Raw genomic sequence first — 19,704 nt, 5'->3', positions numbered from 1 at the left:
GCCCGGGCTACGTAATATATCGCTTACACCAAATCCGTCATCAGCACCTTCGACCGGCGCTGATAGTTATACAGCTGCTTCTTACTCTCCGGCAGCAGCTCCACGTCCACCGGCTTAAACCCGCGCTCCTGGAACCAGTGAATGCTGCGCGTCGTCAGCACGAACAGATGGTTAAGCCCCATCTGCTTCGCCTGGGAGGCAATCCGCTGTAGCAGCACTTCTCCGCGTGAAGAACTTCGGTAATCTGGATGTACCGCCACGCAGGCCATCTCACCAATTTTCTCTTCCGGGAAAGGATAAAGTGCGGCACAGGCGATCGTGGTGTTATCACGCTGAATAATCGTGAATTTATCGATCTCCATCTCCAGCTGTTCGCGGGAGCGGCGCACCAGAATACCCTGCTGCTCCAGCGGTGCGATCAGGTCCAGAATACCGCCAATATCGTTGATGGTTGCCCGGCGAATTTGCTCGGAGCTTTCCATGACAATCTGCGTACCGATACCGTCGCGGGAGAACAGCTCCTGTAACAGCGTGCCGTCTTCCTGATAGCTGATAAGGTGGCAGCGACGTACGCCGCTGCGGCAGGCTTTTACCGCGCCGCGCAGGAAACGCGCGGTGCCGGAAAGGTAGTCGCCTTCTTTTTCCAGCTCTTCAATGCGTGCCTGTGCTTCGTTCGGGAACAGCTCGGAGATAATGTCACCCGCTTCGTTAAACACGCCCTGCGAGGAGCAGAAGCCGATCATCTTCTCGGCCTTCAGCTTAATGGCGAGCTGGGTAGCAATCTCTTCCGAAGTCAGGTTAAAGCTCTCACCGGTAACGGAAACGGCGACCGGGCCCATCAGCACGATAGCGCCGCTGTCGAGCTGGCGGTGAATGGCTTCTTCATCAATACGGCGAATACGCCCGCTATGGCAGTAGTCGATACCGTCGTCGACGCCCAGCGGCTGAGCGATAATAAAGTTACCGCTGACCACGTTGATGTGCGCGCCCTGCAGCGGGGTGTTATTCAGGCTCATCGACAGGCGGGCGGTAATATCCAGCTGCAGCAGGCCCGCGGCTTGCTTCACCAGCTCCAGGGTTTTCGTATCCGTCACGCGAATATGTTTGTGGTAGGTTGGCTCATGGTGATGTTCGGCCAGATTCGCGTCGATTTGCGGGCGCGCGCCATAGACCAGCACCAGACGAATGCCTAGACTGTGCAGCAGGCCAATATCGTTGACGATGCTGGAAAAGTTTTCATGCTCAATGGCTTCGCCGCCAAGCATGATGACAAACGTCTTCCCCCGGTGGGCGTTAATATAGGGGACGGTATGGCGAAACCCCTCTACCAGTTCGGTTCTACGTTCCTTCACCACGGCACAACCCTCAATGCATGATTATTCGTAATTAATGTATTTTTATTCTGTTTTTAGCGGAAACGCAAGCCGCAATTTGCTTAAACATTGGAAAAACTCCGGCCAAATTTCACTGATTCAACGAATGTTTACCCTTTTATAGATGACAGTTTATGCGGCTTTAGTTACAGTTTCCGGTCAATCGTATTATGCGAATTCTTTGATTCATTTTTTTGCCTGGGATGGAGCATGTCGGGAAGTCAGTCTTTGAGCCGTCGTCGCCTGCTACAAGGTGCCGGCGCCATGTGGTTGTTAAGCGTGAGTCAGGTCGGGTTAGCTGCCGTCAGTCAGGTGGTGGCGGTGCGCATATGGCCTGCGTCCAGCTACACGCGCGTGACGGTGGAGTCCAGCCGTGAGCTCAAGTATCGACAGTTTGCGTTGAGCAATCCTGATCGCCTGGTGGTTGACCTCGAGGGGGTGAACCTGAACTCGGTGCTGAAAGGCATGGGCGCGCAGATCCGCAGCGACGACCCTTTCATTAAATCTGCGCGCGTAGGGCAGTTCGATCCGCAAACGGTGCGTATGGTGTTTGAGCTGAAGCAGGACGTGAAGCCGCAGCTGTTTGCCCTTGCACCGGTGGCAGAGTTTAAAGAACGTCTGGTGATGGATCTCTATCCTGCCAGCAGTAAAGAGCAGCAGGACCCGCTGCTGGCGCTGCTGGAAGACTACAACAAAGGCGACCTGGAAAAGCAGGTACCGCCGTCGCAAAGCGGCCCGCAGCCTGGCAAAGCCGGGCGCGACCGTCCAATTGTTATCATGCTTGACCCCGGCCACGGCGGCGAAGACTCCGGCGCGGTGGGTAAATACAAAACGCGGGAGAAAGACGTGGTGCTGCAAATTGCCCGTCGCCTGCGCGCGCTGATTGAAAAAGAAGGCAACATGAAAGCCTACATGACGCGCAACGAAGATATCTTTATTCCGCTGAAGGTGCGCGTGGCGAAAGCCCAGAAGCAGCGTGCCGACCTGTTTGTCTCTATTCATGCGGATGCGTTTACCAGCCGCCAGCCGAGCGGCTCATCGGTGTTTGCCCTGTCGACCAAAGGGGCCACCAGTACCGCGGCAAAATACCTTGCTCAAACCCAGAACGCCTCGGACTTAATCGGTGGTGTGAGCAAGAGCGGCGACCGCTACGTCGACCATACCATGTTCGATATGGTGCAGTCGCTGACCATCGCTGACAGCCTGAAGTTTGGTAAAGCGGTGTTGAAAAAGCTGGGGCAGGTGAACGACCTGCATAAAAACCAAGTGGAGCAGGCCGGATTTGCGGTGCTGAAAGCACCGGATATTCCGTCGATCCTCGTCGAAACGGCGTTTATCAGTAACGTTGAAGAGGAGCGCAAGCTCAAGACTGCGACTTTCCAGCAGGAAGTGGCTGAATCTATTCTCGCCGGGATCAAAGCCTACTTTGCCGACGGCGCGACGCTGGCGCGGCGCGGGTAATCGGCGATGTCACGGCTGAAAAGCGCCCACGGCGGCAACACGCGCGAAGCGGCGGCGCTGATGGGCCTGACCGCCGACCAACTGCTGGACTTCAGTGCGAACATCAATCCGCTGGGCATGCCCGAAAGCCTGAAGCAGGCTATTGTTGCCCAGCTCTCCTGCGCGGAGCGTTACCCGGACGTTGACTACCAGCAGCTGCATCAGGCGCTGGCGGCGCATCACGGCGTGCCTGCGGCGTGGTGCCTGGCGGGTAACGGTGAAACTGAGTCGATTTTCACTCTCGTCCACGGCCTGAAGCCTAAGCGGGCGATGGTGGTGGCCCCGGGCTTTGCCGAATATCGCCGGGCGCTGGAAACCATCGATTGCGAGATTGCAACCTTTGCACTTCGCGAAGCGGACGGCTGGCAGCTCACCTCCCGCCTGCTTGATGCGCTAACCCCTGAACTGGACTGCCTGTTTCTCTGCACGCCAAACAACCCGACCGGGCTGCTACCGGAACGTGCGCTGCTGCTGGCGGTTGCCGAACGCTGCAACACGCTGAATATTCAGCTTATCCTCGACGAAGCCTTTCTCGATTTTATTCCTGGTGAACAGGGGTTTATTCCGCTGCTCGCGCAAAACCCACATATCTGGGTGCTGCGCTCGCTAACCAAGTTTTACGCTATTCCCGGTTTGCGTCTGGGGTATTTGCTCAACGGCGATGCGCAGGCGGTGGCGCGGCTGCGAAGGCATCAGATGCCGTGGTCTATCAACGCTTTTGCGGCGTTGGCCGGGGAAATCGTGCTGAACGACCATGAGTATCAGCAGCGCACATGGCGATGGCTTGATGAGGAAGGGACACGGTTTTATCGCGCGCTGGAGAATATGCCGGGGTTGAAGATCTATCCGGGCAGGGCTAACTATCTGTTTCTGCGCTGTGAACGCGCGGAGGTTGAGTTGCAATATGCGCTGCTGCAACGGCGGATTTTAATCCGCAGCTGTGCCAATTATCCGGGGCTGGACGAGCGCTATTTCCGCGTGGCGATTCGCGGCGCGGCGGAAAATCAGCAGTTGCTGGACGCGCTGCATCAGGTGCTGGGCTGAACCCCGCCGGCCACCGCTTTTAGCAGGTGCTGCTGCGGCCAGCGTTCGGAGAGCCCGCATTGCGCCAGCGACCATTTCACATACTCCACATCATGACGACGCCGGTCGAGCATCAGCCCGACCACGCTGCCGCTGTGCGCGACGTTCAGACCGTATAACCCACAGCTTTCAACCAGCGTCAGCAGCGTGTCAAAGCCCGGCTTTGGCAGCAGCGTCTGGCTGGCGACGGCGCTGAGCGTCGCGGCTTCTCCCAGCAGGCTAGCGCTGTTGCTTTCGCAGGCCGTCTGTAGGTTTTCCCATGCTTGCGCCAGCGTGCTGGCGTGAGTCCTGAGCGCGGCTTCGCGGGGCTGGCGATGGTAGTCGGCGGTTCGCAGAACGCGCGGGCTTTCCAGCACCAGCAGATCAAACTCAGGTGCGGGCGCACAGGCAATCTGCGTGCGGGCATGAAGGTGGTCGAACAGCGTTAGCGAGCGGAACAGGGTGCTGTCCGTTGGCTCAAGGGAGACACAAAGCGCGGCGAGTTCAGATTCACTCAGTGAATGCCCCAAATGCATTGCGGTGGCGAGCGCCGTGGCGGCAAGGTCGGCGGTGCTGCTTGCCATCCCTTTGGCGATCGGTAGCGTCGAGTCCACTTCAATGCGCAGCGTCTTGCTCATCGCTAGGGGATAATCCCAGTGAGCCAGTAGCGTATCCACCATGCGGCGCGTAAGCTGGCGCTCATCAAGGCGCGGCGTTCCCCGACGGACTTCCACCGTGCTGTACCAGTCTATTGGGCAGGAGACCAGCTTTTCACTGCCAAGAATCCAGCCCTGAATCAGCTCTCCGCAGGAGCCTGGACAGCGCGCAACGCTCATGATTTCCCTTGCCTTGTGTTTCAAAATATCACTACCGTAAATAAATATACCGGTATTGTCACAGCGCAACGAAATCATTTTACCGGGGCGCTAGAGTAACCTGCTTTTATTTTATGTCGGCCATCGTGTCGGCATAAATCTGCAATCAACAGGTTTGGCATCGATAATATGCCAGGGAAGGAGGTGTAAATCCTCCGCAGCCCCCGCTGCTGTAATGCTGACGACCCCGTATTGACCACTGATCGACCGATCGGGAAGGCCGGGTGAGGATGACGCTGAGCCAGAAGACCTGCCTGTTGGTTTATTTCAACAGCTTCGGTGGGAAGCGGGTTGCTTTGAGTCGCACAGTCTCCGGACTGGGCGCACGCACGGCTATACCCAAGTTCCACCCTGAATAGGGTCAGGGTATGGCAGCCAGACAGCATGCATTCGTTCTCGCCGGCACCGGTAGCGGCTGTGGTAAAACCACGGTAACGCTCGGCCTGCTGACGCTGCTTCAGCAGCGCGGCCTGCGGGTGCAGCCCTATAAAGTGGGGCCGGACTACCTCGATACCGGCTGGCATACCGCGCTGTGCGGCGTTGCCTCCCGCAACCTCGATGCATTCATGCTACCCACCGCCATCCTCAATGCGCTGTTCAGCGAACATATGCAGCAGGCCGATATCGCCGTCATTGAAGGCGTGATGGGCCTCTATGACGGCTACGGCACCGACCCTAACTATTGCAGCAGCGCCGCGATGGCCAAACAGCTAGGCTGCCCGGTGATTTTGCTGGTCGACGGTAAAGCGGTATCCACCTCCATTGCCGCCACGGTAATGGGCTTTCAGCACTTCGACCCGAGCCTCAATATCGCGGGCGTTATCGTTAACCGCGTCAACAGCGAGAGCCATTTCCAGCTACTGAAAAGCGCCATTGAACGCTACTGCGCGCTGCCGGTGCTGGGCTACGTGCCGCGCGCGGAAGGCGTGGCGCTGCCCGAACGCCATCTGGGGCTGGTGACCGCCAGTGAATCCGCGATTGATAAGCAACCGTGGCAGGATTTTGCGGCAACGCTTTCGCGCACGCTGGATATCGGCAGGTTACTTGAACTCACTGAACTTCATGCGCTGCCCGCCGGTCAGTGGCCGCAGGAGCCGCTTTGCGGAGACGGGTTGACCCTGGCACTCGCCGACGATGAAGCCTTCAACTTCTACTACCCGGACAATCTGGCACTGCTGGTGCGCGCTGGCGTGAAGATTGTGCGTTTTAGCCCGCTGCATGACGAGGCGCTCCCCGACTGCCAGATGATCTGGCTCGGCGGTGGCTATCCGGAACTGCACGCCCGTGCTCTCGCAGATAACCAGTCAATGCTGACGCAGCTACGCGCGGCGCACGAGCGCGGCGTGGCGATTTACGCCGAATGCGGCGGCCTGATGTACCTTGGCACCACGCTGGAAGATAAGAACGGTGATACCTACGCGATGGCCGATATTCTGCCCGGCCACAGCAAAATGGGATCCCGGCTGACCCGCTTTGGCTACTGCGAAGCGCAGGCGCAGCAGCCAACGTTGCTCGCTGCCCCCGGCGAAGTGCTGCGCGGCCACGAATTCCACTACTCCGATTTTACCGCCCAGCTCCCCGCAGTGATGGCGTGTCGTAAAACCCGCGACGGCGCGGTGCTCCAGCAGTGGACCGGTGGCTGGCAGCGCGGGAATACCTTTGCCAGCTACCTGCACCTCCACTTTGCTCAGAACCCGTCGATGCTGAACCACTGGTTTGCCGCCGCAAGGAGCGCCCAATGACGCTGCTGGCCTGGTGCCTGGCCTGGGTGCTTGATTTCATCATCGGCGACCCGCACAGCTGGCCGCATCCGGTGCGCTGGATAGGCAACCTGATTAACGCCGTGCAGCGCGCGGTGCGCAGAGTGTGCCATTCCGACCTTGCGCTGCGTATTGGCGGCGGGGTGATGTTGCTGGCGGTCGTGGGGCTGACTTACGCCGTTGCCTGGGGCGTGTTGCACCTCGCCGCGAGCGTACACCCGTGGCTAGGTTTTGGCGTTGAAGTGTGGATGATTTTCACGGTGCTGGCCGGGCGCTGCCTGGCGCAGTCGGCGCAGGCGGTCGAACGTCCGCTGCGGGCAGGCGACCTTGCCGAAAGCCGTATCAAGCTATCGTGGATTGTCGGGCGCGATACCTCACAGCTACAGCCGGAACAGATCAACCGTGCGGTGGTAGAGACGGTGGCGGAAAACACCGTTGACGGCATTATCGCGCCGCTCTTCTTTCTGTTGCTCGGCGGTGCGCCGCTGGCGATGGCCTACAAAGCGGTGAACACCCTCGACTCGATGGTGGGCTACAAGCACGAAAAATACCGGGCAATTGGCATGGTCAGCGCACGTCTCGACGACGTGGCGAACTTCATTCCCGCTCGTCTGAGCTGGCTGCTGATTGGCCTTGCCGCCTTTATCTGCCGCGATAACGGCGCGCGCGCGCTGCATATTGGCTGGCGCGATCGTAAAAACCACAGCAGCCCCAACTGCGCCTGGTCTGAAGCGACCGTCGCCGGGGCGCTGGGCATCCGTCTTGGCGGCCCTAACGACTATTTTGGCGAGCGGGTGAACAAGCCGTGGATTGGCGACGAGCATCGCCCCATTGCCATTGATGATATTTCCCGAACGATTCGACTGATGTGGGTAGCGTCAACGCTGGCCCTGCTGCTGTTTATGGCGGTCAGGTTCTGGCTTATCGGCGCGGCCTGAGGAGCACTGCATGAACTATATCCAGCAACCGCAAGCGATTGAGAGCAAAAGCTTCGAGATTATCAGCGAGATTATCGCGCAAACGCGCCCGGAGTATCGCTTCGCAAGTCCCTTGCACGAAGCGATTATCAAACGGGTGATCCACACCACCGCCGACTTCGAGTGGCTGGATATTTTGTGGTTCTCGCCGGATGCATTAACCCGCCTGTGCGACGCGCTGAGCCGCCCGTGCACGCTCTACACCGACACCACCATGGCACTTTCCGGCATCAACAAAAACCTGCTGGCCACCTTCGGCGGCGAGTGCCGCTGCTACATCAGCGACCCGCGCGTCGTGCGCGAGGCCAAAGCGCAGGGCATTACCCGCTCGATGGCGGCGGTGGACATTGCCGCCAAAGAAGAGGGCGACAAAGTGTTCGTCTTCGGCAATGCGCCAACCGCGCTATTCCGCCTGATGGAGCATAAAGCGCTGGAGGTCGGCGGGGTGATTGGCGTGCCGGTCGGGTTCGTCGGCGCGGCAGAATCCAAAGAGGCGCTGAGTAAAAGCAGCCTGCCGGGCATTGCCGCGCTGGGGCGTAAAGGCGGCAGCAATGTCGCTGCGGCGATCGTCAACGCCATTCTCTACCATCTGCAGGGGGCGCGATGAGCGAACCCGCCTTCGACGCTCCGGTGTGGCATAACGGCAAAGCGCTGCGCAAAGGCTACACCACCGGCTCCTGCGCCACGGCGGCGGCGAAAGTCGCCGCGCTGATGGTGATGCGCCAGCACCTGATTCACCAGGTCTCGATTGTCACGCCGTCGGGCGTGACGCTAAACCTGAATGTCGAATCCCCGCACGTCGAAGGCCAGCAGGGTATTGCCGCCATCCGCAAAGACGGTGGCGATGATATCGACGCCACCCACGGGATGCTGATTTTTGCTCGCGTCACCGTCAATGACAGCGGCGAGATTACCCTGCGCGGCGGCGAAGGTGTTGGCACCGTTACCCGCAAAGGCATCGGGTTGCCCATCGGCAGCGCGGCGATTAATCGTACCCCGCGACACACCATTGAAACCGCCGTTCGTGAAGCCATCGGCCCGGCGCGCGGCGCAGAGGTGGAGATTTTTGCCCCAGAGGGCGAAGAGCGAGCGAAGAAAACCTATAACGCGCGGCTGGGCATTCTGGGCGGCATTTCGATTATTGGCACCACCGGCATCGTGACGCCGATGTCGGAAGAGAGCTGGAAACGATCGCTGGCGTTGGAACTGGAGATGAAACGTGCCGCCGGGTTGGAGCGCGTGGTGCTGGTACCGGGCAACCACGGAGAGCGCTTCGTACGCGAGCAGATGGGCATTGACTCGCAGGTGGTGGTCACCATGAGCAACTTCGTCGGCTACATGATTGAAGAGTCAGTGCGCCTTGGCTTTCGCCAGATTGTGCTGATTGGCCACCCCGGCAAGCTAGTCAAAATCGCCGCCGGGATTTTCCACACCCACAGCCATATCGCCGACGGGCGCATGGAGACGCTGGTAGCCCATCTGGCTCTGCTCGGCGCGCCGCTTGAACTGCTCACTCTGGTGAGCGAGTGCGACACCACCGAAGCGGCAATGGAACATATTGACGCTTACGGCTTCCAGAAAATCTACAACCACCTGGCCGAGCGCATCTGCCAGCGCGTGCTGGAGCGGCTGCGCTTCACGCAAAATCCGCCCATCTGCGATGCCATCATGTTCGCCTTTGATAACCAGATCCTCGGCAGCAACCGCTCGGTCAACGAGATCGTCAAGGACATGCAATGTTAACCGTTGTCGGAATGGGCCCGGCGGGCGTACAGCTGATGACGCCGCTGGCCGTGGAGGCGGTGAAACAAGCCAATGCGCTGGTTGGCGGCGTGCGCCATCTGGCGCAGTTTCCGGAGTTTGGCGGTGAACGCTGCCCGCTGGGCGCCAATATTCCCCAGGTGCTGGCGTGGATTGAGGCGCGACAGGCGCAAAACGTGGTGGTGCTGGCCTCCGGCGACCCGCTGTTTTACGGCATCGGCACGCGGCTTATCGCCCATTTTGGCCGTGAAAACGTGCGGGTGATCCCCGGCGTCAGCGCCGTGCAATACCTGTGCGCGCAGGCGGGCATTGATATGAACGACATGTGGCTGACCAGTAGCCACGGGCGCGAGGTGGATTTCGACATGCTGGCGAGCCACCGCAAGGTGGCGATGGTCACCGACAAACGCTGCGGCCCGAAAGCCATCGCCGCCGAACTGGTGGCGCGCGGTAAGGGACACCGCTGGATGGTGATTGGCGAAAACCTGGCGCAGGACAACGAACGCATCCACTGGCTGCCGGTTAGCGCCGTGGAGAGCGACTATGAGATGAACACGGTGGTGATCCTCGATGAAAGATGAGCTGTTTTTACGCGGCGAAAAAGTGCCGATGACCAAAGAGGCGGTGCGCGCGCTGGCGCTGTCGAAGCTGGAGCTGCATCGGGCCAGCCACCTGATTGATATCGGGGCCGGAACCGGTAGCGTCTCCATTGAGGCGGCGCTGCAAAACCCGACGCTTGCCGTTACCGCCGTTGAGCGCAACCCGGCGGCGCTACGCCTGCTGGCGGAAAACTGCCAGCGCTTTGCCTGCGGCAATATCAACGTGGTCGCGGCCGAAGCGCCTGACGTTAGCGTTGAGCCCGCCGACGCCATCTTTATGGGCGGCAGCGGCGGCCATCTGCGGGCGCTGATTGACTGGTCGTTGCACCATCTTCGCCCCGGCGGACGGCTGGTGATGACCTTTATTTTGCAGGAGAACCTGCATGAGGCGCTGGAGCATCTGCGCCAGACCAACGTCACGACGCTGGACTGCCAGCAATTGAGCGTTTCCGCAATGACCGCGCTCGGCAGCGGCCACTACTTCAAACCGAATAATCCCGTTTTTGTTATCGCCTGCCAGAAGGAAGAACATCATGGCTGAAGCCTTTGACCCCCGCAGCGTCTGGTTTGTGGGCGCCGGTCCCGGCGACCGCGAGCTTATCACCCTGAAAGGCTACCGCCTGCTGCAACAGGCGCAGGTGGTGATTTACGCCGGTTCGCTGATTAACCCCGAACTGCTGAGTTACTGTCCGGCGGAAGCCGAGTGCCACGACAGCGCCGAGCTGCATCTTGAGCAAATCCTCGACCTGATGGAAGCGGGCGTAAAGGCTGGAAAAACGGTGGTGCGCCTGCAAACCGGCGATGTGTCGCTGTACGGCTCGGTGCGCGAGCAGGGCGAAGAACTGACCCGTCGCGGCATTGACTGGCAGGTGGTGCCGGGCGTCAGCGCGTTTCTCGGCGCGGCGGCGGAGCTGGGCGTCGAGTACACGGTACCGGAAGTCTCGCAAAGCCTCATCATCACTCGCCTGGAAGGGCGTACGCCGGTGCCAGAGCGCGAACAGCTGGAATCCTTTGCCCAGCATCGCACCTCAATGGCGATTTACCTCTCCGTACAGCGGATCAACAAAGTCGCCGAGCGGCTGATTGACGGCGGCTACCCGGCGACCACGCCGGTGGCGGTGATTTACAAAGCCACCTGGCCCGAGAGCCAGACCGTACGCGGCACGCTTTTGGATATCGCCGATAAAGTGCGCGACGCCGATATCCGTAAAACGGCGCTGATCCTGGTCGGAGATTTTCTCGGTGAGGAATACCACTACTCGCGCCTTTACGCCGCAGATTTTAGCCATGAATACCGCAAAGCCTGAGCGCATTGCGCTGTTCTGCCTGACCCCCGGTGGCGTGGCGTTGGCAAAACGGCTTAGCGCCGCACTGCCGATGACCTGCTATACCCGCGAAGGGCTGGTGGAGCCGGGATTTCTGCCGTTTGACGGTGGCTTTTCTGCCAGCGTCGGCCAGGCATTTCATCGCGATACGGCGCTGATTTTTATCGGTGCAACCGGGATTGCGGTGCGCACGCTCGCACCGCTGCTGGTGGATAAATTCCACGACCCGGCGGTGGTGGTGATAGATGAACGCGGCCAGCACGTGATCAGCCTGCTCTCCGGGCATATCGGCGGGGCGAACAACCTCGCCCGGCATCTGGCGGGCATTCTCGGCGTTGACCCGGTTATCACTACCGCCACAGACGTTAACGACGTGGCGGCGCTCGATACGCTGGCCTGTCAGCTCAACGCGCGGATGTACGACTTCCGCTCGGCGGTGAAAACCGTCAATCAGATGCTGGTCAGCCAGCAGCGGGTGGGGCTGTGGTGGGATGAATCGCTAACGGATGAAGTCAGCCGCTGTGACCGACGCGGATTTATCACCGTAACCGACCTGAACGCGCTCCCGCCACTGGACGCGCTGGTGTGTATCACCCTGCGCGATACGCTGCCGGAGCTGCCATTGCCGCACTGGAAGCTGGTGCCACGGCGCATTGTGGCAGGCATCGGTTGTCGCCGCGGAACGCCCTGCGCGCTGATAAGCGAACGGCTCCACCGTCAGTTTGCCGCGCATCACCTCGACCCGCTGGCGCTGAAAGCCATCGGCAGCATCGTGGTGAAGCAGGATGAACTGGGGCTGATTCAACTCGCCAGCAACCTCGATGTGCCGTTTGAAATTTTTAGCGTGGCCGCTCTGTGCGAGCACGAACACCGTTTTCCCTCCTCGCTGTTTGTGAAGCAAACGGTCGGGGTGGGCAGCGTTTCTGGTCCGTCGGCGTGGCGGATGAGCAACGGAAATCTATTAGGCGAGACCCTGCGTGAACAGGGCGTCACCATCACTTTGGGAGTCACTGACAGATGTTAAGCGTAATTGGAATCGGCCCTGGCTCGCAGGCCATGATGACCATGGAAGCCGTCGAGGCGCTGCAGGCGGCGGAAATCGTCGTCGGCTACAAAACCTATACCCACCTGGTGAAGGCCTTTACCGGCGATAAGCAGGTGATCAAAACCGGGATGTGCAAAGAGATTGAACGCTGTCAGGCGGCGATTGAGATGGCGCAGGCGGGGCACAACGTGGCGCTGATTAGCAGCGGCGACGCGGGCATTTACGGCATGGCGGGGCTGGTACTGGAGCTGGTTAGCAAACAGAAGCTGGACGTGGAAGTGCGCCTGATCCCGGGCATGACCGCCAGCATTGCTGCGGCCTCGCTGCTGGGCGCGCCGCTGATGCACGACTTCTGCCATATCAGCCTGAGCGACCTGCTCACCCCGTGGCCGGTGATTGAAAAACGTATTGTCGCCGCCGGGGAAGCCGACTTCGTTATCTGCTTCTACAACCCGCGCAGCCGGGGCCGCGAAGGGCATCTGGCGCGCGCCTTTGAACTGCTTTCCGCCGTTAAAAGCGCCGATACGCCGGTGGGCGTAGTGAAATCAGCGGGGCGTAAAAAGCAGGAAAAATGGCTCACTACGCTCGGCGCGATGGATTTTGAACCGGTGGACATGACGAGCCTGGTCATCGTCGGCAACAAAACCACCTATGTGCAGGATGGCCTGATGATCACGCCTAGAGGCTACGTGCTGTGAGTTTCGGTGACGTGCTGGTGGTGGGCGGCACCAGCGATGCGCGTGCGCTTTGCCTACAGCTTGATGCCGCGCAGGTGCACTACACCGTATCGGTGGCGACGCCCACCGGCGAAGCGCTGGCGGGCGATATTCAGGGGCAGGTGCGCTGCGGTCGTCTGGAGCGGGAAGCGATGGTCGCCTGGCTTCGTGAACACAACACGCGCTGGGTGATTGATGCGTCGCACCCGTATGCCGAAGCGGTCAGCCGCAACGTGCTGGATGCCTGTGCACAAGCGGGTGTCCTGCTGAGCCGCTACCAGCGCCCGGACCAACTGGATGAACTGACGCACCCGCTGCTGCACTACGTCACCGGCATTGATGAAGCCTGTGAACGGATCAAACCGTTAGGCCAGCGCGTGCTGCTGACCACCGGCAGCAAAGATCTGGCGCTGTGGCGCGCCGGGCTGCCGGAAAAAACGCTGCTGGCCCGCGTGCTGCCGGTGCCGAACGTGGTGCAGCAGTGCGCCGACCTCGGCTTTGGCGTGGGCGAGGTTTTTGCCCTCTGCGCGCCGTTCAGCGCGGAATTTAACGCCGCGTTTTACCGTCACTGCCGCGCCGACGTGGTGGTGACTAAAGCCTCCGGCGCGGAAGGCGGCTATCAGGAGAAGGTTCAGCCCTGCCTGGATGCCGGACTTCCCTGCATCGTGATTACCCGCCCGGCACCGCTGGTGTCCGGCGACGAACTACTGGAAAGTCAGTCCGCCTTTGCCGAGCGCTTAGCGCGCTGGTTGGCCGACGACAAAAGGAATCAAGCATGAAAAAAGCCCTATTGGTGGTGAGCTTCGGTACCAGCTACCACGATACCTGCGAGAAGAATATTGTCGCCTGTGAACGCGAACTGGCAGCCAGCTGCCCCGATCGTGACCTGTTCCGCGCCTTTACCTCGGGCATGATTATCCGCAAGCTGAAAGCCCGCGACGGCATTGATACCGATACGCCGCTTGAGGCGCTGCAAAAGCTTGCTGACCTCGGCTATGACGATGTGGCGGTTCAGTCGCTGCACATCATCAACGGTGACGAGTACGAGAAAATTGCCCGCGAAGTGCAGAGCCTGCGCCCGCTGTTCAAACGCCTGACCCTCGGCACGCCGCTGCTGAGCGGCCACGATGACTACGTGCGTCTGATGGAGGCGCTCACTCAACAAATGCCCGCGCTGAACGCCAACGAAAAGGTAGTGTTTATGGGCCACGGCGCGAGCCACCACGCCTTTGCCGCCTACGCCTGCCTCGACCATATGATGACCGCCCAGCGCTTCCCGGCGCGGGTCGGCGCGGTGGAGAGCTACCCGGAGGTGGAGGTGCTGATTGAGAGCATGAGCAAAGAGGGCGTCAGCGCCGTACACCTGATGCCGTTGATGCTGGTGGCGGGCGACCACGCCATCAACGATATGGCCTCCGACGAAGACGACTCGTGGAAGACGCTGTTTAACGCGGCGGGCATTCCGGCCACGCCGTGGCTGTGCGGGCTGGGCGAAAATCCGGTGGTGCGCGCCATGTTTGTTGCGCATTTACAGCAGTCTCTGGAGGCAGCATGAGCGGCAAACTGTATGCCCTGAGCACCGGGCCGGGCGCGTCTGACCTGATTACCGTTCGTGCGGCGCGCATTCTGGGATCGCTGGATATTCTTTACGCCCCGGCAGGGCGCAAAGGCGGCGACAGCCTGGCGCTCTCTATCGTGCGCGAATACCTCGGCGAACAGACCGAAGTACGCTGCTGCCACTTCCCGATGAGCGCCGACAGCGCCGAAAAAGAGGCCGTCTGGGATGACGTTTCGGCGGCGCTGGTGCGCGAAGTGGAAGCCGGGAAAAACGTCGGCTTTATCACCCTCGGCGATGCGATGCTGTTCAGCACCTGGGTCTTTTTACTCCAGCGCATCGGCAGCCCTGAGTGGCTGGAGATTGTGCCCGGCGTGACCTCGTTCGCCGCCATTGCCGCGCGCAGCAAAACGCCGCTGGCGATGGAGCAGCAGTCGCTGGCGGTGGTCGCCTGCACCGCGCCGGAAGACGAGATTGAACGCGCGCTGGCGCAGCACGACAGCCTGGTGCTGATGAAAGTCTATGGTCGTTTTCCGCGCATCAAAGCGCTGCTGGCAAAGGCAGGACTGCTGGATAACGCGCTGTTGATGGCCGAGGCGACGCTGCCAGGTGAGCAGTGCTGGCGGCATTTAGGCGATGTCGATGATGGCCTGCCATTACCTTATTTTTCGACCATTTTGGTCAATAAACAGTGGGAGCAAGGAAAATGAAACTGGAACAACAGCTGAAGCGGTTATCGCTCAGTGGATTAGCGGCGGCGATACTGCTGCTGGTGGTACCGCAAGAGGCCTTTGCGATGCACATCATGGAAGGCTTCCTGCCGCCGATGTGGGCGCTGGCCTGGTGGGTGCTGTTTCTGCCGTGCCTGTGGTACGGGCTGGTTCGCCTGCGCCGCATCGTGCAGGAAGACAGTAACCAGAAGGTGCTGCTGGCGCTGTGCGGGGCGTTTATCTTCGTACTCTCGGCGCTGAAGATCCCGTCCGTCACCGGGAGCTGCTCGCACCCGACCGGCGTGGGGCTGGCGGTTATCCTGTTTGGACCGGGCGTAGTGGCTATTCTCGGCGCTATCGTGCTGCTGTTCCAGGCGCTGCTGCTGGCTCACGGTGGCCTGACGACGCTTGGCGCTAACGGCATGTCGATGGCGGTAATTGGGCCAATCGTCGGCTATCTGGTGTGGAAGATGGCCTGTAAGGCCGGGTTCCGCCGCGATGTATCGGTGTTCCTGTGCGCCATGCTGGCGGACCTGGCGACCTACTTTGTCACCTCTCTCCAGTTGGGCGTGGCCTTCCCGGATCCGCAGGCGGGCTTTGTGGGATCGAGCCTGAAATTTATGGGGATCTTCTGCCTGACTCAGGTTCCTATCGCCATTGCCGAAGGCTTGCTGACGGTGATGATCTACGACCAGTTAACCAAGCGACAGCTGATCGCCACTGAGGGGCGCTAAGATGAAAAAGACATTAATCCTGCTGGCGATGGTGATTGCGCTGGTTATCCTGCCGTTTTTTATCAACCATGGCGGCGAATACGGTGGTTCTGACGATCAGGCTGAAGGCGTAATTACCGCCGTTGATCCAGGCTACAAACCCTGGTTCCAGCCGCTCTATGAACCGGCAAGCGGTGAAATTGAAAGCCTGCTGTTTACCCTGCAGGGCTCCCTCGGCGCGGCGGTGATTTTCTACATTCTCGGCTACTACAAGGGCCGCCAGCGCCATGATGACCGGGCTTGATAGGCTGAGTTACCAAAGCCGCTGGTTTCACGTGCAGCCAGAGAGAAAGTTTCTGCTCTGGCTGCTGATGATGGCGCTGGCCTTTAGCCTGCCGCCGCTCGGGCAGGCGCTGTTGATGGCGCTGACGGCGGGTTTTACCTGCTGGCTGCTGCGTATCTCTCTATGGCGCTGGCTTCGCTGGATGGCGCTGCCGCTGGGCTTTCTGCTGGTAGGCGTGGTGACGATTGTTTTTAGCTTCAGCCGCGACCCGCACGCGCTGCTGGTGAGCGTGCCGCTGGGTTCGTTCTCGCTCGGCGTCACCGCCGCCGGGCTTGCGACCGCCAACGCGACCTTCTGGCGCAGCCTGGCCGCATTATCCGCGACCTTTTGGCTGGTGTTGAATCTGCCGTTCCCGCAGCTTATCGTGCTGCTCAAACGCGGACGGGTGCCGCGCCTGTTGATCGAACAGATCCTGCTGACCTGGCGCTTTATCTTTATCCTGCTGGACGAGGCGATGGCGATCCACCGGGCGCAGACGCTGCGCTTTGGTTATCGCAACGTCCGTCTGGGCTACCGCTCGCTGGCAATGTTGGTCAGCCTGCTGTTTACGCGCGTTTTACTCCGCTATCAGCAGATGAGTACCGTACTGGATATCAAACTGTATCAGGGTGATTTTCACCTCTAAGGAACGCCATGCTGGCTACCACTGACCTTTGGTTTCGCTACCAGCAGGAACCGACGCTTAAAGGGCTGACGCTGGACTTCTCGCGCCAGGCCGTCACCGGCCTCGTTGGGGCGAACGGCTGCGGAAAATCGACGCTGTTTATGAACCTCAGCGGGCTGCTGCGCCCTCAGCATGGCGCGGTGCTGTGGCAGGGCAAACCGCTGGACTACAGTAAGCGCGGGCTGCTGGCGCTGCGCCAGCAGGTGGCGACCGTATTCCAGGACCCGGACCAGCAGATTTTCTACACCGATATTGATAGCGATATCGCCTTTAGTCTGCGTAATCTGGGCGTTCCGGAAGCGGAAATTGCCCGCCGGGTAGACGACGCGCTGACGCTGGTTGATGCCCAGCACTTCCGTCAGCAGCCGATTCAGTGTCTCAGCCACGGGCAGAAAAAGCGGGTGGCGATTGCCGGTGCGCTGGTATTACAGGCGCGCTACCTGCTGCTGGATGAACCGACCGCCGGGCTGGACCCGTCCGGGCGTGCGCAGATGATCGATATCATCAAACGCATCGTGGCGCAGGGAAATCATGTGGTGATTTCCAGCCACGATATTGATTTAATTTATGAAGTTAGCGACGCGGTATACGTGCTGCGCCACGGCGAAGTGCTGGCTGAGGGCGAGCCGGGCGAGGTGTTTGCCCGTACCGAGCTGATTGAACAAGCGGGGCTGAGCCAGCCGTGGCTGGTGAAGCTGCATGCGGAGCTGGGGCTGCCGCTGTGTAAAACTGAGACCGAGTTTTTCCGTCAGATGCGTGAACGAGGAAATCGATGACCCAGGCCATAATGCTGCAAGGCACCGCCTCTGATGTTGGCAAAAGTATGCTGGTGGCGGGGCTGTGCCGCATTTTCTATCAGGATGGCCTGCGCACCGCGCCATTTAAATCGCAGAATATGGCGCTCAATTCCGGCATTACGCCGGACGGCAAAGAGATGGGCCGCGCGCAGATTTTCCAGGCCGAAGCGGCGGGCATTGCGCCGGATGTGCGGATGAACCCGATTCTGCTTAAGCCAACCAGCGACCGCAAAGCGCAGATAGTGCTGATGGGTGAGGTGGCAACCAGCATGGATGCCGTCAGCTATCACGACTACAAGCCTCGTCTGCGCGAGCAGATCATGGCGGTCTACCAGAGCCTGGCGAGCGAGTTTGACGTGCTGGTGCTGGAAGGGGCGGGCAGCCCGGCGGAGATTAACCTGCGCGACCGCGATATCGTCAATATGGGCATGGCCGAGATGGCACAGTGTCCGGTGATTCTGGTGGCCGATATCGATCGCGGAGGCGTGTTTGCCGCTATCTACGGCACTCTAGCGCTGCTGCACGAGCATGAGCGGGCGCGGGTGAAAGGGGTGATTATCAATAAGTTTCGCGGCGACGTGGCGTTGCTGCACTCTGGTATTGAACAGATTGAAGCGCTGACTCATGTGCCGGTGCTGGGCGTGATGCCGTGGCTGGAAGTTGACCTGGAAGATGAAGACGGCGTGGCGCTGCAAAAGGGCAAATACCGCCACGCGGGGGCTTACGAGATTGACGTGGCGGTGGTGCAGCTGCCGCATATCTCTAACTTTACCGACTTCAACGCGCTGGCGGCGCAGCCGGATGTGCGAGTGCGCTATATCCGTCATGCGGAAGATTTGTCCGGCGCTGACCTGATTATCCTGCCCGGCAGTAAAAATACGCTGGGCGACTTGCTGTGGTTGCAGGATAGCGGGCTGGCGCACGGGATTTTACTGGCGCAGCGTCAGGGCGTGCCGGTGCTGGGTATCTGCGGCGGCTATCAGATGTTGGGTGATACGCTCATCGATGACGTGGAGTCGGGGCTGGGCACGCTGCCCGGTTTAGGGCTGCTGAACGTGGTGACGCGCTTTGCGCCGACGAAAACCACCACGCAGGCCACCGCGACGCTCGGCGATGCGCTACCGGGCTGGTTGGCGCCGGTCTCTGGTCTGCCGCTGCGCGGCTATGAAATTCATATGGGTGAAACCACGCCGTCAGACGACGGTCGTGCGCTGATGCAGCTGTGTAAAAACGGCCAGTACAGCGCGGATGGCGCGGTCAGTGAGGACGGGCTGGTTTTGGGCACCTATCTTCACGGCCTGTTTGATAGCGATGAATTTACCCGTACGCTGGTCAACGGCCTGCGTGAGCGTAAAGGGCTGGCAGCGCTGGACGGTGATTTTCACTATGCGCGCTATAAGACGCAGCAGTTTGATATTCTGGCGGGGTCAATGCGCCAGCATATTGATATCGAAAAGATTTATACGATTATGCGCGAGCATCAAGAAGCGTAGTTTACGGGTATGCGCCATTCGAAAGGGTGGCGTAGATTGGCAGCGAGAGCTGAACAACAGGCAAAAAAAAACACCCACACGGGTGTCATTTTAATTGGTTGCGGGGGCCGGATTTGAACCGACGACCTTCGGGTTATGAGCCCGACGAGCTACCAGGCTGCTCCACCCCGCGTCCGTCTTTACTCTTCATCGAGTAAACTTGCATCAGATTTTAATTGGTTGCGGGGGCCGGATTTGAACCGACGACCTTCGGGTTATGAGCCCGACGAGCTACCAGGCTGCTCCACCCCGCGTCCGTCATTACTCTTCCATCGAGCAACGTTACTGCTTCTGATTTTAATTGGTTGCGGGGGCCAGATTTGAACTGACGACCTTCGGGTTATGAGCCCGACGAGCTACCAGGCTGCTCCACCCCGCGTCCGTGGATGCGCACTAT

Annotated in this window: 21 protein-coding genes, 3 tRNA genes and 1 riboswitch; of the genes, 19 read left to right on the top strand and 5 right to left on the bottom strand. The window is 60.0% G+C overall.

Going from position 1 to position 19,704, the window contains the following annotated elements:
- Positions 1-23 precede the first annotated feature (23 nt).
- The gene (gene argA, locus RDN66_RS08645) at positions 24-1,355 is read right to left on the bottom strand and encodes an amino-acid N-acetyltransferase (protein ID WP_035895350.1); all 1,332 of its coding nucleotides are present in this window, start codon (positions 1,353-1,355) and stop codon (positions 24-26) included.
- A 228-nt stretch (positions 1,356-1,583) separates the two neighbouring features.
- Here argA and amiC point away from each other — a divergent pair, with 228 nt between their 5' ends.
- Positions 1,584-2,834 carry an N-acetylmuramoyl-L-alanine amidase AmiC gene (gene amiC / locus RDN66_RS08640; protein ID WP_035895349.1) on the top strand — a complete coding sequence of 417 codons (1,251 nt, stop codon included), beginning with the start codon at positions 1,584-1,586 and terminating at the stop codon, positions 2,832-2,834.
- 6 nt (positions 2,835-2,840) lie between these two features.
- Positions 2,841-3,917: a threonine-phosphate decarboxylase CobD gene (cobD, locus tag RDN66_RS08635; protein ID WP_202217249.1), complete on the top strand. Its 1,077-nt coding sequence runs from the start codon at positions 2,841-2,843 to the stop codon at positions 3,915-3,917.
- On the opposite strand, the gene RDN66_RS08630 is transcribed toward cobD, so the two are convergent.
- On the bottom strand, positions 3,902-4,771 hold the full coding sequence (locus RDN66_RS08630) for an L-threonine kinase (protein WP_202217250.1): 870 nt from the start codon (positions 4,769-4,771) through the stop codon (positions 3,902-3,904). The genes cobD and RDN66_RS08630 overlap by 16 nt on opposite strands.
- A 133-nt stretch (positions 4,772-4,904) precedes the next feature.
- Positions 4,905-5,083, top strand: a riboswitch (cobalamin riboswitch).
- A gap of 95 nt (positions 5,084-5,178) precedes the next feature.
- On the opposite strand from RDN66_RS08630, the gene RDN66_RS08625 reads away from it, so the two are divergent.
- Genes RDN66_RS08625 through RDN66_RS08545 form a run of 17 tightly spaced genes read left to right on the top strand, consistent with a single transcriptional unit; the run spans position 5,179 to position 19,268 of the window.
- Positions 5,179-6,552, top strand: coding sequence for a cobyrinate a,c-diamide synthase (locus tag RDN66_RS08625; protein WP_202217251.1), 1,374 nt, complete (start codon positions 5,179-5,181; stop codon positions 6,550-6,552).
- Positions 6,549-7,508: an adenosylcobinamide-phosphate synthase CbiB gene (cbiB, locus tag RDN66_RS08620; RefSeq protein ID WP_202217252.1), complete on the top strand. Its 960-nt coding sequence runs from the start codon at positions 6,549-6,551 to the stop codon at positions 7,506-7,508. Before RDN66_RS08625 ends, cbiB begins: the two co-directional genes overlap by 4 nt.
- Positions 7,509-7,518: 10 nt before the next feature.
- Positions 7,519-8,154, top strand: coding sequence for a cobalt-precorrin-8 methylmutase (locus RDN66_RS08615; protein WP_202217253.1), 636 nt, complete (start codon positions 7,519-7,521; stop codon positions 8,152-8,154).
- Positions 8,151-9,290, top strand: coding sequence for a cobalt-precorrin-5B (C(1))-methyltransferase CbiD (gene cbiD / locus RDN66_RS08610; protein WP_202217254.1), 1,140 nt, complete (start codon positions 8,151-8,153; stop codon positions 9,288-9,290). The genes RDN66_RS08615 and cbiD overlap by 4 nt, the downstream gene beginning before the upstream one ends.
- Positions 9,284-9,889: a cobalt-precorrin-7 (C(5))-methyltransferase gene (locus RDN66_RS08605; RefSeq protein WP_202217255.1), complete on the top strand. Its 606-nt coding sequence runs from the start codon at positions 9,284-9,286 to the stop codon at positions 9,887-9,889. The genes cbiD and RDN66_RS08605 overlap by 7 nt, the downstream gene beginning before the upstream one ends.
- Positions 9,879-10,448: a decarboxylating cobalt-precorrin-6B (C(15))-methyltransferase gene (locus RDN66_RS08600; protein WP_202217256.1), complete on the top strand. Its 570-nt coding sequence runs from the start codon at positions 9,879-9,881 to the stop codon at positions 10,446-10,448. Before RDN66_RS08605 ends, RDN66_RS08600 begins: the two co-directional genes overlap by 11 nt.
- Entirely contained in the window at positions 10,441-11,214 is a 774-nt protein-coding gene (locus RDN66_RS08595; protein WP_035895333.1) for a cobalt-precorrin-4 methyltransferase, read from the top strand. The genes RDN66_RS08600 and RDN66_RS08595 overlap by 8 nt, the downstream gene beginning before the upstream one ends.
- Positions 11,195-12,256, top strand: a complete 1,062-nt coding sequence (gene cbiG, locus RDN66_RS08590) for a cobalt-precorrin 5A hydrolase (RefSeq protein WP_202217257.1) — start codon at positions 11,195-11,197, stop codon at positions 12,254-12,256. The genes RDN66_RS08595 and cbiG overlap by 20 nt, the downstream gene beginning before the upstream one ends.
- A complete protein-coding gene (locus RDN66_RS08585) occupies positions 12,250-12,975 on the top strand; it encodes a precorrin-3B C(17)-methyltransferase (RefSeq protein ID WP_202217258.1) in 726 nt (241 codons plus the stop codon). Before cbiG ends, RDN66_RS08585 begins: the two co-directional genes overlap by 7 nt.
- Complete coding sequence (locus RDN66_RS08580; RefSeq protein ID WP_202217259.1) at positions 12,972-13,772, top strand: cobalt-precorrin-6A reductase; 801 nt, start codon at positions 12,972-12,974, stop codon at positions 13,770-13,772. The genes RDN66_RS08585 and RDN66_RS08580 overlap by 4 nt, the downstream gene beginning before the upstream one ends.
- Positions 13,769-14,548: a sirohydrochlorin cobaltochelatase gene (locus RDN66_RS08575; protein WP_202217260.1), complete on the top strand. Its 780-nt coding sequence runs from the start codon at positions 13,769-13,771 to the stop codon at positions 14,546-14,548. The genes RDN66_RS08580 and RDN66_RS08575 overlap by 4 nt, the downstream gene beginning before the upstream one ends.
- A complete protein-coding gene (locus tag RDN66_RS08570; RefSeq protein ID WP_202217261.1) occupies positions 14,545-15,258 on the top strand; it encodes a cobalt-factor II C(20)-methyltransferase in 714 nt (237 codons plus the stop codon). The genes RDN66_RS08575 and RDN66_RS08570 overlap by 4 nt, the downstream gene beginning before the upstream one ends.
- A complete protein-coding gene (gene cbiM, locus RDN66_RS08565) occupies positions 15,255-15,992 on the top strand; it encodes a cobalt ECF transporter S component CbiM (RefSeq protein WP_202217262.1) in 738 nt (245 codons plus the stop codon). The genes RDN66_RS08570 and cbiM overlap by 4 nt, the downstream gene beginning before the upstream one ends.
- Position 15,993: 1 nt before the next feature.
- Positions 15,994-16,275, top strand: coding sequence for an energy-coupling factor ABC transporter substrate-binding protein (locus RDN66_RS08560; protein ID WP_035895318.1), 282 nt, complete (start codon positions 15,994-15,996; stop codon positions 16,273-16,275).
- Positions 16,262-16,939, top strand: a complete 678-nt coding sequence (locus RDN66_RS08555; RefSeq protein WP_202218064.1) for an energy-coupling factor ABC transporter transmembrane protein — start codon at positions 16,262-16,264, stop codon at positions 16,937-16,939. The genes RDN66_RS08560 and RDN66_RS08555 overlap by 14 nt, the downstream gene beginning before the upstream one ends.
- Positions 16,940-16,947: 8 nt before the next feature.
- On the top strand, positions 16,948-17,754 hold the full coding sequence (locus RDN66_RS08550; protein ID WP_308537778.1) for an energy-coupling factor ABC transporter ATP-binding protein: 807 nt from the start codon (positions 16,948-16,950) through the stop codon (positions 17,752-17,754).
- Positions 17,751-19,268: a cobyric acid synthase gene (locus RDN66_RS08545; RefSeq protein ID WP_202217264.1), complete on the top strand. Its 1,518-nt coding sequence runs from the start codon at positions 17,751-17,753 to the stop codon at positions 19,266-19,268. The genes RDN66_RS08550 and RDN66_RS08545 overlap by 4 nt, the downstream gene beginning before the upstream one ends.
- 95 nt (positions 19,269-19,363) lie before the next feature.
- On the opposite strand, the gene RDN66_RS08540 is transcribed toward RDN66_RS08545, so the two are convergent.
- The 3 genes from RDN66_RS08540 to RDN66_RS08530 form a co-directional block, all read right to left on the bottom strand.
- Positions 19,364-19,440 (bottom strand) — tRNA-Met (locus RDN66_RS08540).
- Between the two features lie 44 nt (positions 19,441-19,484).
- Positions 19,485-19,561, bottom strand: a tRNA-Met gene (locus tag RDN66_RS08535).
- Between the two features lie 48 nt (positions 19,562-19,609).
- Positions 19,610-19,686, bottom strand: a tRNA-Met gene (locus tag RDN66_RS08530).
- Positions 19,687-19,704: the final 18 nt, after the last annotated feature.

It is taken from the genome of uncultured Kluyvera sp., assembly GCF_902485085.1.
Lineage (GTDB): Bacteria > Pseudomonadota > Gammaproteobacteria > Enterobacterales > Enterobacteriaceae > Kluyvera > Kluyvera ascorbata.
This window is presented reverse-complemented; position numbering and strand designations above follow the sequence as displayed.

What these genes read in the sequence shown, in the direction of transcription:
- cobD (WP_202217249.1), top strand. Translation starts at nt 2,841, where the DNA reads ATGTCACGGCTGAAAAGCGCCCACGGCGGCAACACGCGCGAAGCGGCG.
- cbiM (WP_202217262.1), top strand. Translation starts at nt 15,255, where the DNA reads ATGAAACTGGAACAACAGCTGAAGCGGTTATCGCTCAGTGGATTAGCG.
- cbiB (WP_202217252.1), top strand. Translation starts at nt 6,549, where the DNA reads ATGACGCTGCTGGCCTGGTGCCTGGCCTGGGTGCTTGATTTCATCATC.
- RDN66_RS08630 (WP_202217250.1), bottom strand. Translation starts at nt 4,771, where the DNA reads ATGAGCGTTGCGCGCTGTCCAGGCTCCTGCGGAGAGCTGATTCAGGGC.
- RDN66_RS08615 (WP_202217253.1), top strand. Translation starts at nt 7,519, where the DNA reads ATGAACTATATCCAGCAACCGCAAGCGATTGAGAGCAAAAGCTTCGAG.
- RDN66_RS08555 (WP_202218064.1), top strand. Translation starts at nt 16,262, where the DNA reads ATGACCGGGCTTGATAGGCTGAGTTACCAAAGCCGCTGGTTTCACGTG.
- RDN66_RS08600 (WP_202217256.1), top strand. Translation starts at nt 9,879, where the DNA reads ATGAAAGATGAGCTGTTTTTACGCGGCGAAAAAGTGCCGATGACCAAA.
- RDN66_RS08575 (WP_202217260.1), top strand. Translation starts at nt 13,769, where the DNA reads ATGAAAAAAGCCCTATTGGTGGTGAGCTTCGGTACCAGCTACCACGAT.
- RDN66_RS08550 (WP_308537778.1), top strand. Translation starts at nt 16,948, where the DNA reads ATGCTGGCTACCACTGACCTTTGGTTTCGCTACCAGCAGGAACCGACG.
- cbiG (WP_202217257.1), top strand. Translation starts at nt 11,195, where the DNA reads ATGAATACCGCAAAGCCTGAGCGCATTGCGCTGTTCTGCCTGACCCCC.
- RDN66_RS08570 (WP_202217261.1), top strand. Translation starts at nt 14,545, where the DNA reads ATGAGCGGCAAACTGTATGCCCTGAGCACCGGGCCGGGCGCGTCTGAC.
- amiC (WP_035895349.1), top strand. Translation starts at nt 1,584, where the DNA reads ATGTCGGGAAGTCAGTCTTTGAGCCGTCGTCGCCTGCTACAAGGTGCC.
- cbiD (WP_202217254.1), top strand. Translation starts at nt 8,151, where the DNA reads ATGAGCGAACCCGCCTTCGACGCTCCGGTGTGGCATAACGGCAAAGCG.
- RDN66_RS08595 (WP_035895333.1), top strand. Translation starts at nt 10,441, where the DNA reads ATGGCTGAAGCCTTTGACCCCCGCAGCGTCTGGTTTGTGGGCGCCGGT.
- RDN66_RS08545 (WP_202217264.1), top strand. Translation starts at nt 17,751, where the DNA reads ATGACCCAGGCCATAATGCTGCAAGGCACCGCCTCTGATGTTGGCAAA.
- RDN66_RS08605 (WP_202217255.1), top strand. Translation starts at nt 9,284, where the DNA reads ATGTTAACCGTTGTCGGAATGGGCCCGGCGGGCGTACAGCTGATGACG.
- RDN66_RS08625 (WP_202217251.1), top strand. Translation starts at nt 5,179, where the DNA reads ATGGCAGCCAGACAGCATGCATTCGTTCTCGCCGGCACCGGTAGCGGC.
- RDN66_RS08560 (WP_035895318.1), top strand. Translation starts at nt 15,994, where the DNA reads ATGAAAAAGACATTAATCCTGCTGGCGATGGTGATTGCGCTGGTTATC.
- RDN66_RS08585 (WP_202217258.1), top strand. Translation starts at nt 12,250, where the DNA reads ATGTTAAGCGTAATTGGAATCGGCCCTGGCTCGCAGGCCATGATGACC.